A 15486-nucleotide genomic window follows, 5' to 3' on the forward strand; every position below is an offset into this window, starting at 1 on the left:
ATTGTGACTCCGTCCTGCAGTCGACATGCCCAGCCTACGCGCGCCGGCTTACCGCAAGAGGTCTTGCAAGGTCAGCGCATTGCGCACCGCGTGGCCGCCCAGGTCGTTGTTGAAATACATCCATACGTCCTTGCCGTCGTCCTGCCACGCGGCGATCCGGTCCGCCCACCGCCGCAACTCATCGGTCGAGTAGCTGCCGGCATAGATCTCGTCCTGATCGGGACCGTGCATCCGGATGTACACCAGATCGGTGGTCGCCCGCGGCAGGCACGCCAGCCCGGCGCCGCTCATGACTACGTAGGCGGCGCGACGGCGGGCCAGCAGGTCGAAGACGGCCTCGTCATTCCAGGACGGATGTCGCAGCTCGACGGCCACCCGGATCGACGCCGGCACGCTACCCAGGAAGGCATCCAGGCGCGCGTCGTCACGCTGCAGCTCGGGATGCAATTGAACCAGCAGCACCCCGGCGCGATCACCCAACAGTTCCCAACAGCGCTCGAAGCGCTCGATCCACGGCCCGGCGGACGCCAGACGGCGGTAGTGCGTCAGTCCTCGATGCGCCTTGACCGACATCCTGAAGCCGTCCGGCAACTGTTGACGCCATCCCGCGAAGGTCGAATCCTTCGGCCAGCGGTAGAAACTCGCGTTCAGTTCGACGGTGTCGAACACCTCGATGTAGCGGGCCAGCCGGCGCCCGGTGGGCAGGCCAGGCGGGTACAGCACGTCGGCCCAATGGTTGTAGGACCACCCGGAGGTACCGATCCGCACGGTCAAGCGCTCACCTGCCGGCGCAGTTCGTCGTCCAGCGATGTCCTGATGAGTGCGGCAGCAAGTCGCGCATTGCCTTGCGGCGCAAGGGCTCCGAGCTTTTCGGGCTGGGTGGGCAGACCCAACTTCTTAGCCGCGGCGGTGGCGCGGGCGTCGAAATACGGCCGCACCCAGGTCCACACGTCCTGCACCTCGCGCAGGTATATGTCGGCTCCGGTATCGCCGATTCCGTTGAACCCCTTGAGTAACCGTTTCGCGGCGGCGACGTCGCGTTCACTGCGGTCGGCGAGTTCCCGCAGATCGCCGGAATACTCGTCGCGCACGCGTTCGGCCATGTCGGTGAGCCGGGTGGCCGAACTTTCGTCGTAACGCACGTAGTGGGCGCGGCCGAAGGCGTCGATCATGGTCCGCCGATCGCAGTCCAGCACCGCCTTCGGCGTGCGCAGCCCCGCCTTGAAAAGTTCGCGCCCGGCGCCCATGGCGATGGCGGCATCGATCGGCTTGCTGGCCAGCATGCAGATGACCAGCAGCTGAAACAGCGGCATCGGCTTGTCGGCGAGCTTGATTCGCGCCTCGGCGGCGTAGGTCGTCCCGGCGACGTCGAGCAGCCGTCGCACCGGTTGCTGGCGTTCGGACATACCTGGTCACGTACCCGCGCCGAGTGCTAGCAAACCGCGCCGGTCACTTGGGCGGCAGGCTGCGCGCGTAGCCGACGCCGCGGGCCACCCAGCCCTCGAGCTGTCGTTTGGTCCGCAACCCCGCGGGCTCCACCCGTACCCAGCCGCGAACGTCGCGGCCCGCCATCACCATTGGGCTGACGTGGGCGCGCCGCAGCACGTTGTCGAGCTCATCCGCGGGCACCCGGACCAGCAGACCACCCTGGCCGCTGACGGCCACGGACATGTTGCCGTTCACCAGGAACGCGAGCCCGCCGAACATGCGTTTCTCTTCGATGCCGCGCTCGGAGGCGACGAGTTCGCGGATCTCGTTGGCCAGGTCCTCGTCGTAGGCCATGCGCGGCGCGTCAGTCCAGATCCACCCGGATGGTCAGCAGGTCGCTGCCCATCAGGCGCACCACCGCGCTGTTGAGCCGCGGGAGATCGCCGAGCCGCTGCAGCGGATCGTCGTCTGGCAGCAGGTGAGCGGTGCCGCTGCGCCATCGACCGCCGATGCGCACCCGCACGGCGGGGTTGGCCTTGATGTTGTGGACGTAGTCGGAGTGCTCGCCGTGTTCGGAGACCATCCAGAATTGGTTGTCGACCAGGCGTCCGCCGACGGCGGTGCGCCGCGGCTTACCGCTCTTGCGGCCGGTGGTTTCCAGGATGATCCCGGGCATCTGCCGGCCCACTGGGTTGACCAGCAGGCGCTGCACGCGGTGGACGACTTGGCGTTTGAGAGTCACGGCTCCCATTCAACGCCGACCTCGGCGCCATGTCACAGTGCAACGAAAACAGCCGCCCCCGAAGGGGCGGCTGCCTCGTCATGCCGTTTTAGGTCCCGGGGTTGACCCCGCCGCTGACCTGGCCTGAACCAGAGGTCCCGCCTGCGGGCGTGAACACCTGGAAGCCAGTCGACGTGTTGACGCCCCACTGACCCAGCTGCGGGTTGAACACGACGGGAAGCTGCGTGCCGTCGGGGTCACCCACTGGCGGAACCCACGTGGCCGGGAGCCCGTAGCGAACCGGGTCGTTGTAGTGCCCCGGCGGCGGGAACCCGTTCTGTCCCGGAGGAAGCGGGCTGCCCGGCTGGTTGCAGTTGACGCCCGGCGCGCCCGGGTTACAAATCGGCTGTCCCGGCACGTGTTGGCCCGGACCCGGTACGTCCCGGTCGCCTCCTGGCACGTTCGGACCCGGAATGTTCGGATTTGGCACATTCGGACCGTCCGGACCGGCTTGTGCGATGCCGGCGCCGATGCCGAGCGCCGCGGACGTGATACTTCCGGCCATGAGAGCGCCGGCTGTGATTTTGCTCAGATTCATAAGTGAACCCCCTTGTCGAGCAGTTGGCTGCCTGAACAGCAGCTGAACCAATTGACTTGGTGATTCGCTCACCCCACCGCCCTCATCGGGCAGTCGAACCTCCAACCCCCTGATACCCGAGGCATGGAGGCTGAAAACCTTTTCTCCCAAAGCGCCGGCATCAGGCCAGGTCAGGGCGGGGGACAGGCGGCCCAACGTGCTTGGCCGGGACGCGAGCCAATTTGCTACGCGTCCCGGCCAAGCTCAGGTCAAGCAGCGACCGTAACGGTCTCGGCCACCGGCTCGAGTGCCTGCGCGACGATCTCGGCGACGTCGGTCATCGGTTTGACCGTCAGCGCGTCGAGCACCTCGGCGGGCACGTCGTCCAGGTCCGGCTCGTTGCGCGCCGGGATGAAGACCGTTGCGAGGCCGGCCCGCTGGGCCGCCAGCAGCTTTTGCTTCACACCGCCGATCGGCAACACCCGCCCGTTCAGCGTGACCTCACCGGTCATGCCGACATCGGAGCGCACCTGACGTCCGGTGGCCATCGAGACCAGCGCGGTCACCATGGTGACTCCGGCCGACGGGCCGTCTTTGGGCACGGCACCCGCGGGCACGTGCACGTGGATCCGCCGGTCGAGGGCCTTGGGGTCGACGCCCAACTCGGCAGCGTGGGAGCGCACGTAGGACAGCGCGATCTGCGCCGACTCCTTCATCACGTCACCCAGCTGACCGGTGAGCTGCAAACCCGCCTCACCGTCCGTCGCGCCCGCTTCGATGTAGAGCACGTCGCCGCCGAGGCCGGTGACGGCCAGACCGGTGGCCACTCCGGGCACCGCCGTGCGTTCGGCCGATTCCGGAGTGAACCGCGGACGGCCGAGGTATTCGACCAGATCCGGCTCGTCGATGGTGATCGGATCGGGGGTCTCCGCCAGCTTGGTGGTCACCTTGCGCAGCGCCTTGGCCAGCAGCCGCTCGAACTGGCGCACGCCGGGCTCCCGGGTGTAGTCGGCGGCGATCTTGCGCAGAGCGGCGTCGGTCAGCGTGACCTCGTCCGCGGTCAGCGCCGCCCGGTCCCGCTGCCGGGGCAGCAGGTAGTCCCGCGCAATGGCGACCTTGTCGTCCTCGGTGTAGCCGTCGATCTGCACCAGCTCCATCCGGTCCAGCAGGGCCGAGGGGATGTTCTCGATCACGTTCGCGGTGGCCAGGAACACCACGTCGGACAGATCCAGGTCCAGGTCCAGGTAGTGGTCGCGGAACGTGTGGTTCTGCGCCGGGTCGAGCACCTCGAGCAGCGCCGCGCTCGGGTCGCCCCGGTAGTCGGAACCGACCTTGTCGATCTCGTCCAGCAGCACAACGGGGTTCATCGAGCCCGCCTCACCGATGGCCCGCACGATCCGGCCCGGCAGCGCGCCCACGTAGGTCCGCCGGTGCCCGCGGATCTCCGCCTCGTCGCGCACACCGCCCAGGGCGACGCGCACGAACTTGCGGCCCAGCGCCCGGGCGACGCTCTCACCCAGCGACGTCTTGCCGACGCCGGGGGGACCGGCCAGCACCATCACCGCGCCGGAGCCGCGGCCGCCGACGACTTGCAGCCCCCGCTGAGCGCGGCGGGCCCGCACGGCCAGGTATTCGACGATGCGGTCCTTGACGTCGTCCAGCCCGTGGTGGTCGGCGTCCAACACCCCGCGCGCGGCCTTCAGGTCGGTCGAGTCGTCGGTGTGTGAGTTCCAGGGCAGGTCGAGCACGGTGTCCAGCCAGGTGCGGATCCAGCCGCTTTCCGGGCTTTGGTCGCTGGACCGTTCCAGCTTGCCGACCTCGCGCAGCGCGGCCTCGCGCACCTTTTCGGGCAGCTCGGCGGCCTCGACGCGGGCGCGGTAATCATCGGAACCGTCGGGCTCGCCCTCACCCAATTCCTTGCGGATGGCGGCCAGCTGTTGGCGCAGCAGGAACTCCTTCTGCGTCTTCTCCATGCCCTCGCGCACGTCCTCGGCGATCTTGTCGTTGACCTCGACCTCGGCAAGGTGGTCGCTGGTCCAGTCGATCAGCACCCGCAGCCGCTCGGCGACATCCTCGGTCTCGACCAGTCGCCGCTTCTGCTCGCTGGAGAGGTAGGAGGCGTAGCCGGAGGTGTCCGCCAGCGCCGACGGGTCGGTCAGCCTGTTGACATAGTCGACGATCTCCCAGGCCTCGCGCCGTTGCAGCATGGCCAGCAGCAGCTTCTTGTATTCGGCCGTCAGCGCCTTGACTTCGTCGGTCGGCTCGACGTCGGGAACCTCGGTCACCTCGACCCACAGCGCAGCACCGGGCCCGGACGCTCCCGCCCCGATCTGCGCCCGGCGCTCACCGCGCACGACGGCCGCTGTGCCGCCGCCTGCGATGCGTCCGACCTGCAAAATCTTGGCGATCACACCGTGCGACGGGTACCGGTCGTCCAGCCGGGGCGCGATCAGCAGCTGCCCGGATTCACTCGCCTGAGCAGCGTCGATCGCCGCCCGCGCGGCCTCGTCGAGCGCGACGGGAACGACCATTCCGGGCAACACGATGGTGTCGGTGACAAACAGCACCGGCATCGATTTGGCTTCAGCCATCAATCCTCCAAAAACTGAGTCTGATGCGCTCAACCCAGGCGGGCGTCGGTTTGTTCCCCCCGGACGCTCCGCCGCGGGTCAGCCGGCGGAATGTGGTGGCTATCACGTTGGCGGTCTTGGATAATCGGCTCGTGCCGCTGACGCGCACCGCCCCGACCGCCCTCGACCCGGATGTCCTCGAATCCGCGGCCAGAGATCTCGCCTCAGCGGGCGCCATCACCTTCCTCGTCGGCGACGAGGCGGTCACCTATGCCGTCGAGGGCTCGACGATCCGCGTCGGCGAGGGGCAGCGCACCGGAGACGCCGTCGTCCGGCTGTCCCGACGGGCCTGGGACGACATGGTTGGCCAAATCCGCACGGCGATCAACCTCCTGCTCAGCGACGAATTGTCCTTTGAGCGGGGTGGCTTCGACCAGCTGGCCGACTGGGACCCGGTCCTGCGGTACCTGCATGCCGGGGTGCCGCCCTACGATCCGGCCCGCGCCGACTTGGCGGGGCGTGACCCGCTCGCCACGTTCACGCTGGACGAGAACGACGCCGAGTTGACCGCACAGCTGCAAACCATGGGCTACCTGCACGTCAGGGGTGTCTTCGCCACCGACGAGATGCGGGCCGCCAACCGCGAAGTCGACCGCCTCGCGGCCGAGGCCCGGCTGGGGGACGACCGTTCGTGGTGGGTCACCGACGAGGACGGCGGCAGCGCGCTGTGCCGGTTGGTCTACGCGACGCTGCGCTCACCCGTCCTCGCCGCCTTGGAAAACGACCCGAGGATTCGCAGGCTGGGCACCCTCATCGATCCCGCGCTGCGGCCCGCACCCGACCGGATGGAAGGCAGCGCGGTGCTGCTCAAGGTGCCCGGAAACACCAGTGGGCTGTCCAACATCCCCTGGCATCAGGACTGCGGCATGGGTGGACACGCCCTCATGTGCCCCGCGGTGAGCATCGGCATCCAGCTGACCGGCTCGGACGCCTCGACCGGCAACCTTCAGGTGGTGCCGGGCAGCCACGGCCAGGCGATTCACTACCGCTGGGAACATCGGCTCCAAGGGGTACCGGTGGTCAGCATCGACACCGCCCCCGGCGACGTGACCGTCCATGTCCAGGACCTGATGCACGCCTCACCCCGGCCGACCGCCACCGGGGGCCGCCGCACGATGTATGTCACTCACTATCCGCCGCAGCTCTTCGAACACGTCGGGCCCGGCGAGGCATTCAACGACCTGGTGCGCAACCGCACGGAACGCGTCGCCCGCCTGCAGTAACGCGGTCACGCGGGCGGCTGGACGGGCCCCAGGCGTTCCAGTTGCGTGACGTGTTTGGGGGAGAGCTCCTCGAGACAGGTGACACCCAACAGGCGCATGGTGCGGATCACGCCTTCGGCGAGGATGTCGATCGCGCGGGCGACGCCGGGCTCCCCGCCGGCCATCAGCCCGTACAGGTAGGCGCGTCCGACGAGCGTGCACCGCGCGCCTAGCGCGATCGCCGCCACGATGTCGGCACCCGACATGATGCCGGTGTCCAGCAGGATCTCGGTGTGCTTGCCGACCTCGCGCGAGACCGAGGGCAACAGGTGGAACGGCACCGGGGCCCGATCCAGTTGGCGCCCACCGTGATTCGACAACACGATGCCGTCGACGCCGCGCTCGACGACGGCGCGCGCGTCGTCGAGCGTCTGGATGCCCTTGACCACCAACTTGCCGGGCCACTGGGCCTTGATCCACTCCAGGTCATCGAAGGTGAGGCTGGGGTCGAACATGGTGCTCAGATACTCGGCGACGGTCCCCGGCCAGCGGTCCAGCGACGCGAAGGCCAGCGGCTCGGTGGTCAACAGGTCGAACCACCATTTCGGGTGCGGTACCGCGTCCAGGACGGTGCGCAGTGTCAGCGTCGGCGGGATCGTCATCCCGTTGCGGTTGTCGCGCAGCCGGGCGCCCGAGACCGGGACGTCGACGGTGGCCAGCAGGGTGTCGAAGCCGGCATCCGCGGCGCGCTGGACCAGTGCCATCGAGCGTTCCCGGTCGCGCCACATGTACAGCTGAAACCACTTCCTGCCCTGGGGAACAGCGGTCACCAGGTCCTCGATCGCGCAGGTGCCCAGGGTGGACAGCGAGAACGGAATGCCCGCCTTGGCCGCCGCCGCCGCGCCCGCGATCTCGCCCTCGGTGTGCATCAGTCGGGTGAATCCGGTGGGCGCGATGCCGAATGGCAGGACCACCGGCTGGCCCAGCACATTCCAGCCCGCGGTGACGTTGCTGACGTCCCGCAGGATTGACGGGTGAAACTCGATGTCGCGGAACGCCTGCCGGGCGCGCTGGATCGAAAGCTCGTCCTCTGCGGCGCCGTCGGTGTAGTCGAACGCCGCCTTGGGCGTGCGGCGTTTGGCGAGGCGTCGCAGATCTTCGATGGTGTGCGCGGCCTCGAGGCGGCGCTTGGTCGCGTCGAACTGCGGCCGCTTGAACTGGATCAGCGGCGCGAGGTCGCGAACCGTGGGCACTCGTCGTTTGACGGCCTTCCGTCTTTTGGATTCCACAGTGTGCAACCGTAGTCACATGGAATCGACGAGCGACCCCTTCGATCTCCAGCGCTTCGTCGACGCGCAGGCCCCGGTGTATCGCAACGTGGTCGAGGAGCTGCGCTCCGGTCGCAAACGAAGTCACTGGATGTGGTTTGTCTTCCCGCAGTTGCGCGGGTTGGGCGGCAGCCCGACCGCGGTGCACTACGGCATCTCCTCGCTCGAGGAGGCCCGCGCCTACCTTCGGCACGAAGTGCTCGGGCCGCGATTGCGTGAGTGCACTCGGCTGGTCCACGCGGTGCGGGACCGATCGGTCGCCGACATCTTCGGCTCGCCCGACGACCTGAAGCTGCGCTCGTCGATGACGCTGTTCGCCCGCGCCGCGGACGACAACGAGGATTTCCTCGCGGTCCTCGACAAGTACTACGACGGCGGGCAGGACCAGCTGACTGTGGAACGCCTAGGCGGGGCTTAAAATTCGCCAGCCGTGCGGTTCCACGACCAGCGCGTCCACCACCTCTTCCGGCGGGGCCGATGACCCGCCGACGACCCGCTTGTGTGACGTGCCCAGTTCCGAGAGCGCCACCCGCATCGGCTCGTCGTCGATGTTGAGCGCGACCAGCAGCGCGTCGTCGCCGCTGCGGGTCTCGTAAAGGTAATGCCGGTTTTCCAGTCTTAGCGCGGTGGTCGACGCCCTGTGTAGCCACGGGTGACGACGGCGCAACCCGACCAGGAACTGGTGCAACGCCCACATCTCGGCACCAAACGCATCCAATTGCACTGGGGGAGAGGCGAACTCGGGACGAACCGCGTCGTCCCCGCCGTAGCGTTCCTCCTTGACGCCGCGGAATCCGAGCTCGTCGCCCGCGTAGATGCTCGGGACCCCGCCGACGGTGAGCATGGTCACCAGCGCATGGGCCACGTGCTCGGGGCGGTCGAGCCGGCTGGCGATGCGGGTGACGTCGTGGTTGCCGATGAAAGTGAGCGGGACGAAGCCGGCCAGGAACTCGCCATGCCGCTGCAGCGCCCAGTCCAGCTCGAAGAAGTTGCCGTCGTTGAGGGCGCTCCAGATCGCCTTCCACAGCTCGTATTGGGTGGCCGAGTCGAAGGTGGCGGCCCGTACGACGGCGGCGTAGTCGCCGTGGATGAGCTCACCCACGAACCAGGCGTCGGGGAAGCGCTCGCGCACCCGCGGCAGCGTTGACGCCCAAAACCGTTCCGGCACGGTGTATGCCGCGTCGAGTCGCCAGCCGTCGGCGCCGCGTTCCAGCCAGTGCGCCATCACGTCCGCGGTGTAGTCGACCACTTCGGGGTTGTCGTGGTTGAGCGTGATCAGTTCCGAGTGGCCCTCGAACGTGTGAAAGCGTCCCGGACGCCCCCGAAACCAGCGCGCGGCCGCCTCATTGTTCGGCGCCTGCTGGTAGCGGGGGAAGTCCAGGCCGACGTGATTGAACACGCCGTCGAGCAGGATGCGCAGGCCGCGGCCACGGGCCTCGGCGACGAGATGGTCGAAATCATCGTCGTCCCCGAGCCGCGGATCGATGCGGTAGTGGTCGGTGGTGTCGTAACCGTGGGTGCGCGAGGCGAAGATCGGGCCCAGCGCAACGCCGGACGCGCCCAGCGCGATGGCGTGGTCGAACCAGTCGACGAGCCGCCGCAGCCGGTGTTCTTCCGGCCGCGGCGGCTCCGACGAAGGAAAGGCGCCGACGAACCCCAGCGGATAGACCTGCCACCAGATCGCGTGTTCTACCCAGGCCGGTGCCGTCACTGCGTCAGCCGACGGTGGCCAGCGTCTGGGCGGCGACAATCGCTTGTGCCACGCCGGAAATGATGGCCGCGGCCTTCAGCGCCTCCTGGATGGTCTCCCGGGTGACTCCCGCCTCGCGCAGCGTGTGCTCGTGGGAGGCCACGCAGTCCGGGCATCCGTTGATCGACGACACCGCGAACGACCACAGCTCGAAGTTCGCCTTCTCCACGCCGGGATTGGCGATGATGTTCATCCGCAATCCCGCACGCAGGTCGTCGTACTTGCCGTCGAGGAAGCCCCGGCCACGGTAGAACACGTTGTTCATGCCCATGATCGATGCGGCTCCCAGCGCCGCGTTGTACGCCTCGGCGGACAGGATGTCGGCCGCCTCGGCACCGATCTCGCTGATTACCTGAGCGTTTCGCGTCGCCGCGGCGCTCGCCAGCAGGGTGCCCCACAGCTGCTCCTCGTTGAGCTCGGTCGTGCGCGTGATCGAGCCGAGGTTGAGCTTGAGGTCCTTGGCGTACTCGGGCAGCGCTTCCTTGAGGTTTTCTACGCTCATCTCGCCTCCCTGATCAGACCCTACGTGACTAAGCCGAGGCCTTGAGCAGCTCGGCGGCATTCAGCGTCGGGTCGCCCTTGCGCCAGTTGCAGGCGCACAGCTCGTCGGACTGCAACGCATCGAGGACCCGCAACACTTCCTCGACGTTGCGCCCCACCGATCCGGCGGTGACCGACACGAACTGGATCTCGTTGTTGGGGTCCACCAGGAAGGTCGCCCGGTCGGCCACACCGTCGGCGTTGAGAACGCCGGTGGCCAGGCTCAGCTCACGCTTGATGTCCGAGAGCATCGGAAACGGCAGCTTCTTCAGGTCCTCGTGCTGCGCGCGCCAGTTGAAGTGCACGAATTCGCTGTCGATCGAGACGCCCAGGACCTGCGCGTCGCGGTCGGCGAACTCGTCGTTGAGCTTGCCGAACGCGGCGATCTCGGTCGGGCACACGAAGGTGAAGTCCTTGGGCCAGAAGAACACAACGCGCCACTTCCCGTCGTGGTCCTCGTTGGTGACAGTGGTGAAGTAGTCCTCGGGCTGCTTGGCGTCGACCTTGGACAAGTCGCCCGCGATCAGCGCGGTGAGCTCATAGGCGGGAAACTGGTCGCCGATGGTCAGCAAAGGCATGGCTCTCCTAATTTGGATTCACTCAAGAATAGCTTTCTCTGCCAATGCTGCCCGCTCGGCCGGTCTGAAGTAAAGGTGATATTTCCCACTACACTTATAGGCATGCCCGATAAGATTTATCAGCCGACGATCGCCGGCCTCCGCGCGTTCGCCGCCGTCGCCGAAAAGCGTCAGTTCAGCGGCGCCGCAACCACTCTCGGAGTCAGCCAGTCCACGTTGTCGCAGGCGCTCGCGGCGCTGGAGACCGGGCTCGGCACCCAGCTGGTCGAGCGCTCGACGCGGCGTGTCCTCTTGACGGCGGAGGGCGCGGAGCTGTTGCCGCGCGCCCAGGCCGTCATCGAGGCGGTGGACGCGTTCACCGCCGCCGCCGCGGGTTCGTCCGATCCGCTGCGGGGCGGCATGCGACTGGGACTGATCCCGACGGTCGCGCCCTACGTCCTGCCGACCGTGCTGGCCGGCCTGACCGAGCAATTCCCCGGAATGACCTTGCGGGTGACCGAAGACCAGACCGAACGGCTGATGACGGTATTGCGCGAGGGCGCACTCGATGCGGCCCTCATCGCCCTGCCCGCCGACAGCGGCGGTGTCACCGCGATCCCGATCTACGACGAGGATTTCGTCCTCGCGCTCCCGCCCGGACATCCGCTGTCGGGAAAGCGGCGAGTTCCGGCGACGGCACTGGCCGATCTGCCCCTGCTGCTGCTGGACGAGGGACACTGCCTGCGCGATCAGGCGCTGGACGTGTGCCACAAGGCGGGCGTTCGACCGGAGCTGGCCAATACGCGGGCGGCGTCACTGGCCACCGCGGTGCAGTGCGTGACCGGCGGCCTGGGGGTGACGCTTATCCCGCAGAGCGCGGTGCCGGTCGAGGCGACGAGAAGCCGCCTGGGCCTGGCGCAGTTCGCCGCGCCGCGCCCGGGACGGCGCATCGGGCTGGTGTACCGCTCGTCGAGCGGTCGTGACGAGTCCTACCGGCAATTAGCCGACATGATCGGCAGATTGATCAGCGACGAACATCCCGTCCGGCTGATCAAATAGCGCGGCCGCCGCGGGTAGGTTCTGCCTATGGAAAAGGTCATCGCCGTCCTCATGCGTGCCGATTCGGACGAGGGGTGGTGCGCCCGCCAGCGCGGCCCCGTCGCCGACGCCTTGTTGGAATTGGGCCTGCCGGGGTTGTCGGTCAACGTCCGCGACGACGCCGTGCGCCACTCGCTGATGACGCTCACGACGCTGGATCCGCCGGTCGCGGCGGTGGTGAGCATGTGGACCCAGCAGTGCTACGGCGAGCAGATGTCCGCAGCGCTGACCCTGCTGGAGGCCGAATGCGAACAGCTCGCCGCCTACCTGGTAACCGAATCGGTTCCGCTCAAAGCGCCGGTAACCGAATCCGGTTCGCGCACAGCGGGTTTAGCCAACATTGCGCTGCTGCGCCGGCCCGCCGGCCTGGACCAGGAGACCTGGCTGGCCCGGTGGCAGCGAGACCACACCTCGGTGGCGATCGAGACGCAGTCGACCTTCGGCTACACCCAGAACTGGGTGGTGCGCGCCCTCACCCCGGACGGACCGGGAATCGCGGGCATCGTCGAGGAGTTGTTCCCGCAGGAGGCGATCACCGATCTCAAGGCGTTTTTCGGTGCCGCCGACGACGACGACTTGCAGGACCGACTGGGCCGAATGGTCGCCAGCACCACGGCGTTCGGCGCCAACGAGAACATCGACACCGTCCCCACCAGCCGCTACGTATTCAAGACACCGTTCATCGAGGAACCCACATGACATCTCTGCGTGATGCCGTCGGCCTGGCCGCGGCGGAAAACGGCCTGGCGGTGGTGTCCACCGTTCGGGCCGACGGAACGGTGCAGGCTTCGCTGGTCAACGTCGGCCTGTTGCCGCATCCGGAAAGCGGCCAGGAGGTGTTGGGGTTCACCACCTACGGCAAGGTCAAGCTGGCCAACCTGCGCGCACGGCCGCAACTGGCGGTCACCTTTCGCAAGGGCTGGCAGTGGGCGACGGTCGAGGGCCGCGCCGAGCTGGCCGGCCCCGAGGACACGCAGCCCTGGCTGACCACGGACGACCAGCTGCGGCTCTTGCTCCGCGACGTCTTCACCGCCGCGGGCGGCACGCATGACGACTGGGACGAATACGACCGCGTGATGGCCCGGGAGCGGCGCGCCGTCGTGCTGATCGCGCCCACCCGCGTCTACAGCAACGGCTGACGTCGTTAGGCTGCAGCGGTGACGCTGCAGATCGATGACGAAAACCGGGTGCGCACCCTCACGCTGAACCGGCCCGAGGCGCTGAACGCATTCAACGAAGCCCTGTACGACGCGACCGCCGAGGCGCTGTTGGCCGCCGCCGACGACCCCGAGGTCGCGGTGGTGCTGCTGACCGGCGCGGGCCGCGGCTTCAGCGCCGGTACTGACCTCGCCGAGATGCAGGCCCGCATCACCGATCCGGATTTCGCCCCGGGCAAGCACGGTTTCGTCGGGCTGATCGACGCCCTCAGCGCGTTCCCCAAGCCGCTCATCTGCGCGGTCAACGGTGTGGGCGTGGGCATCGGCGCCACGATCCTCGGCTACGCCGATCTTGCCTTCATGTCATCGACGGCCCGCCTCAAGTGTCCGTTCACCAGCCTGGGGGTGGCCCCGGAAGCGGCCTCGTCGTACCTGCTGCCGCAGCTGGTGGGCCGGCAGAATGCCGCCTGGCTGTTGATGTCCTCGGAATGGGTCGACGCTGAGGAGGCGCTGCGGATGGGCCTGGTCTGGCGGGTCTGCGACCCCGAGGATCTGTTGCCCGAAGCCCGTCGGCACGCGGAAACCCTTGCCAGCCGCCCCATTTCAAGCTTGATGGCGGTCAAGCACACGATGATCGAACCGGTGCGGCCGGAAATCGCGGCAGCCACCGCGCGGGAAAACGCTCACTTCGCCGAATTGATGGGCGCACAGGCCAACGCGGCGGCCCTGGCGGACTTCAACAAAGCCCGGGGCTAAAGCGACGGAGCGGTCTCGAGATTCGCCGACGCGGCGATGATGGCCCGCAGTGTCCTCTTACAACGTCCGCAATCGCCACCGGCACCGCATGCGGCCGCGACCTCTTTGGAGGTGGAGGCACCGCGCGCAACCACTTCGGACACCGTGTGGTTGGTGACGCCGACACACAGGCACACATACATCAGTGCATCCCCTGCATGCGGGCGACATCCCCTTCGTCGGCGGCGTGGCCAAGCGAGCGCACTTTGTCCTCCCTCTCGGCATCCCGGGTTTATCGGGATTTGAAGAAGTAGTACCGAACCCAGACCGTTATTAGTTGAGTCTAACCTAAGTTCGTTAGCGCAGTCTAACCTTACCCGCTAGCAACGTGCCGCACCCGGGCCGCGAGCGACACACACTGAGCACAGCCATACCTTGCTGGAAGATCGCCACGCGTCGTGGCAAAGTGCGGGTACGGCCCGGCACGGTGTGTTCAGCCCAGCGCACCCGGCCCGGAGCCACGAAATGACCACCGTTTCACGTCACCGTAGGGGAGTGATCATGCAAGGGGATCCGGATGTTTTGCGCCTGCTCAACGAGCAGTTGACCGGCGAGCTCACCGCGATCAACCAATATTTCCTGCACTCGAAGATGCAGGACAACTGGGGGTTCACCGAGCTTGCCGAGCACACCCGGGCCGAGTCCTTCGACGAGATGCGGCACGCGGAGGCGATCACCGATCGCATCCTGCTGCTCGATGGGCTGCCGAACTACCAGCGTCTCTTCTCGCTGCGCATCGGCCAGACGCTGCGCGAGCAGTTCGAGGCCGACCTGGCCATCGAGTACGAGGTGATGGACCGGCTGAAGCCCGGCATCATCATGTGCCGCGAGAAGCAGGACACCACGAGCGCCAACCTGCTGGAAGAGATCGTGGCCGATGAGGAAAAGCACATCGATTACCTCGAGACGCAGCTGGAGCTGATGGACAAGCTCGGCGTGGAGCTCTACTCCGCGCAGTGCGTTTCGCGCCCGCCGAGCTGACGCGCCCACGCCTTTCGCGGGTTTTGGTTGCCACGGGTTGACCGTGGGCACTCACTACCATCGAAAGCCGTGGAAAGGCGGGCATGACGAAGGCGACACCAGCGGCGGCTCCGGCCGGCCGCACTTCGGATTCGGGACCCGGGGACGTCGCGGTCGACCCGCAGCGACGCAACTTCATCTTCGTGGCGATCCTGCTCGGCATGCTGATGGCCGCGCTGGACCAAACGATCGTGGCGACAGCGTTGCCCACCATCGTCGCCAATCTCGGTGGCGCAGGCCATCAATCGTGGGTCGTCACCAGCTACCTGCTCGCCTCGACCATCATCACCGCCCTCGTCGGCAAGTTCGGTGACCTGTTCGGCCGCAAGCGCGTTTTCCAGGCGGCCGTCGTGTTCTTCGTCACCGGGTCGGTGCTGTGCGGGCTCTCGAGCTCGATGGGCATGTTGGTCGCGTCACGCGCGCTGCAGGGCATCGGCGGCGGCGGGCTGATGGTGACCGCGATGGCGCTGATCGGCGAGGTGATCCAGAACGCCCAGCGCCAGGTGAAGTGGTCGGTGAAGTAGCCGCCGAGCAAGGGACCGATCACGGTGGTGACGCCGAATACCGCGCCCATCGCGCCCTGATAGCGGCCACGGTCCCGCAGCGGGATCACCTCGCCGATCAGCGCCATCGCGGTCACCATCAGCCCGCCGCCGCCGATGCCCTGCAGCGCGCGTGACGCG

The 15486-nt window shown here is 67.5% G+C and carries 18 protein-coding genes and 2 pseudogenes; 8 read left to right on the top strand and 12 right to left on the bottom strand.

Annotation, left to right across the window (positions count from 1 at the left end; genetic code table 11):
- Window positions 1-48: 48 nt before the first annotated feature.
- The 6 genes from A5711_RS22550 to lon all read right to left on the bottom strand — a co-directional run bounded on the left by A5711_RS22550 (window position 49) and on the right by lon (window position 5317).
- On the bottom strand, window positions 49-774 hold the full coding sequence (locus tag A5711_RS22550) for a DUF72 domain-containing protein (RefSeq protein WP_067950463.1): 726 nt from the start codon (window positions 772-774) through the stop codon (window positions 49-51).
- On the bottom strand, window positions 771-1406 hold the full coding sequence (locus tag A5711_RS22555; RefSeq protein ID WP_067950465.1) for an endonuclease: 636 nt from the start codon (window positions 1404-1406) through the stop codon (window positions 771-773). Before A5711_RS22555 ends, A5711_RS22550 begins: the two co-directional genes overlap by 4 nt.
- 43 nt (window positions 1407-1449) lie before the next feature.
- A complete protein-coding gene (locus tag A5711_RS22560) occupies window positions 1450-1782 on the bottom strand; it encodes a TfoX/Sxy family protein (protein WP_067950467.1) in 333 nt (110 codons plus the stop codon).
- A gap of 10 nt (window positions 1783-1792) precedes the next feature.
- Entirely contained in the window at window positions 1793-2179 is a 387-nt protein-coding gene (locus A5711_RS22565) for a nitroreductase family deazaflavin-dependent oxidoreductase (protein WP_067950469.1), read from the bottom strand.
- A gap of 79 nt (window positions 2180-2258) precedes the next feature.
- Window positions 2259-2714, bottom strand: a complete 456-nt coding sequence (locus A5711_RS27840) for a hypothetical protein (protein WP_231972033.1) — start codon at window positions 2712-2714, stop codon at window positions 2259-2261.
- Between the two features lie 281 nt (window positions 2715-2995).
- Window positions 2996-5317 (bottom strand): endopeptidase La, encoded by a 2322-nt coding sequence (lon, locus tag A5711_RS22575; protein WP_067950471.1) that lies wholly within the window; start codon window positions 5315-5317, stop codon window positions 2996-2998.
- A 23-nt stretch (window positions 5318-5340) separates the two neighbouring features.
- Between lon and A5711_RS22580 the strand changes: the two genes are divergently transcribed.
- A complete protein-coding gene (locus A5711_RS22580) occupies window positions 5341-6579 on the top strand; it encodes a phytanoyl-CoA dioxygenase family protein (RefSeq protein ID WP_067950473.1) in 1239 nt (412 codons plus the stop codon).
- Window positions 6580-6584: 5 nt separating this feature from the next.
- On the opposite strand, the gene A5711_RS22585 is transcribed toward A5711_RS22580, so the two are convergent.
- Entirely contained in the window at window positions 6585-7847 is a 1263-nt protein-coding gene (locus A5711_RS22585; protein WP_067950475.1) for an alpha-hydroxy acid oxidase, read from the bottom strand.
- A gap of 19 nt (window positions 7848-7866) precedes the next feature.
- Between A5711_RS22585 and A5711_RS22590 the strand changes: the two genes are divergently transcribed.
- Complete coding sequence (locus A5711_RS22590) at window positions 7867-8304, top strand: DUF1810 domain-containing protein (RefSeq protein ID WP_067950477.1); 438 nt, start codon at window positions 7867-7869, stop codon at window positions 8302-8304.
- On the opposite strand, the gene A5711_RS22595 is transcribed toward A5711_RS22590, so the two are convergent.
- The 3 genes from A5711_RS22595 to A5711_RS22605 are packed head-to-tail and all read right to left on the bottom strand — an operon-like array spanning window position 8290 to window position 10754.
- A complete protein-coding gene (locus A5711_RS22595) occupies window positions 8290-9597 on the bottom strand; it encodes an alpha-amylase family glycosyl hydrolase (RefSeq protein WP_067950479.1) in 1308 nt (435 codons plus the stop codon). The two genes, A5711_RS22590 and A5711_RS22595, sit on opposite strands and share 15 nt — an antisense overlap.
- Window positions 9598-9601: 4 nt before the next feature.
- A complete protein-coding gene (locus A5711_RS22600; protein ID WP_067950482.1) occupies window positions 9602-10138 on the bottom strand; it encodes an alkyl hydroperoxide reductase in 537 nt (178 codons plus the stop codon).
- Window positions 10139-10166: 28 nt separating this feature from the next.
- Window positions 10167-10754, bottom strand: a complete 588-nt coding sequence (locus A5711_RS22605) for a peroxiredoxin (RefSeq protein ID WP_067950484.1) — start codon at window positions 10752-10754, stop codon at window positions 10167-10169.
- Between the two features lie 102 nt (window positions 10755-10856).
- Here A5711_RS22605 and A5711_RS22610 point away from each other — a divergent pair, with 102 nt between their 5' ends.
- The 4 genes from A5711_RS22610 to A5711_RS22625 are packed head-to-tail and all read left to right on the top strand — an operon-like array spanning window position 10857 to window position 13744.
- Window positions 10857-11792 (top strand): hydrogen peroxide-inducible genes activator, encoded by a 936-nt coding sequence (locus tag A5711_RS22610; protein WP_067950486.1) that lies wholly within the window; start codon window positions 10857-10859, stop codon window positions 11790-11792.
- A gap of 27 nt (window positions 11793-11819) precedes the next feature.
- Complete coding sequence (locus tag A5711_RS22615) at window positions 11820-12530, top strand: EthD domain-containing protein (RefSeq protein WP_067950488.1); 711 nt, start codon at window positions 11820-11822, stop codon at window positions 12528-12530.
- Window positions 12527-12970, top strand: coding sequence for a TIGR03618 family F420-dependent PPOX class oxidoreductase (locus tag A5711_RS22620; protein ID WP_067950490.1), 444 nt, complete (start codon window positions 12527-12529; stop codon window positions 12968-12970). The genes A5711_RS22615 and A5711_RS22620 overlap by 4 nt, the downstream gene beginning before the upstream one ends.
- 18 nt (window positions 12971-12988) lie before the next feature.
- Window positions 12989-13744 carry an enoyl-CoA hydratase/isomerase family protein gene (locus tag A5711_RS22625; RefSeq protein ID WP_067950492.1) on the top strand — a complete coding sequence of 252 codons (756 nt, stop codon included), beginning with the start codon at window positions 12989-12991 and terminating at the stop codon, window positions 13742-13744.
- On the opposite strand, the gene A5711_RS26550 is transcribed toward A5711_RS22625, so the two are convergent.
- Entirely contained in the window at window positions 13741-13926 is a 186-nt protein-coding gene (locus A5711_RS26550) for a bacterioferritin-associated ferredoxin (RefSeq protein WP_066954279.1), read from the bottom strand. The two genes, A5711_RS22625 and A5711_RS26550, sit on opposite strands and share 4 nt — an antisense overlap.
- 358 nt (window positions 13927-14284) lie before the next feature.
- Between A5711_RS26550 and bfr the strand changes: the two genes are divergently transcribed.
- Window positions 14285-14764: a bacterioferritin gene (bfr, locus tag A5711_RS22630; protein ID WP_055405255.1), complete on the top strand. Its 480-nt coding sequence runs from the start codon at window positions 14285-14287 to the stop codon at window positions 14762-14764.
- A gap of 83 nt (window positions 14765-14847) precedes the next feature.
- Window positions 14848-15303 (top strand): annotated as a pseudogene (locus A5711_RS22635) (MFS transporter); the annotation flags it as partial.
- On the opposite strand, the pseudogene A5711_RS26555 reads toward A5711_RS22635, so the two are convergent.
- Window positions 15297-15446, bottom strand: a pseudogene (locus tag A5711_RS26555) (MFS transporter); the annotation flags it as partial. The pseudogenes A5711_RS22635 and A5711_RS26555 overlap by 7 nt on opposite strands.
- Window positions 15447-15486: the final 40 nt, after the last annotated feature.

This window comes from Mycobacterium sp. E2238, from assembly GCF_001672665.1.
Taxonomy (GTDB): domain Bacteria; phylum Actinomycetota; class Actinomycetes; order Mycobacteriales; family Mycobacteriaceae; genus Mycobacterium.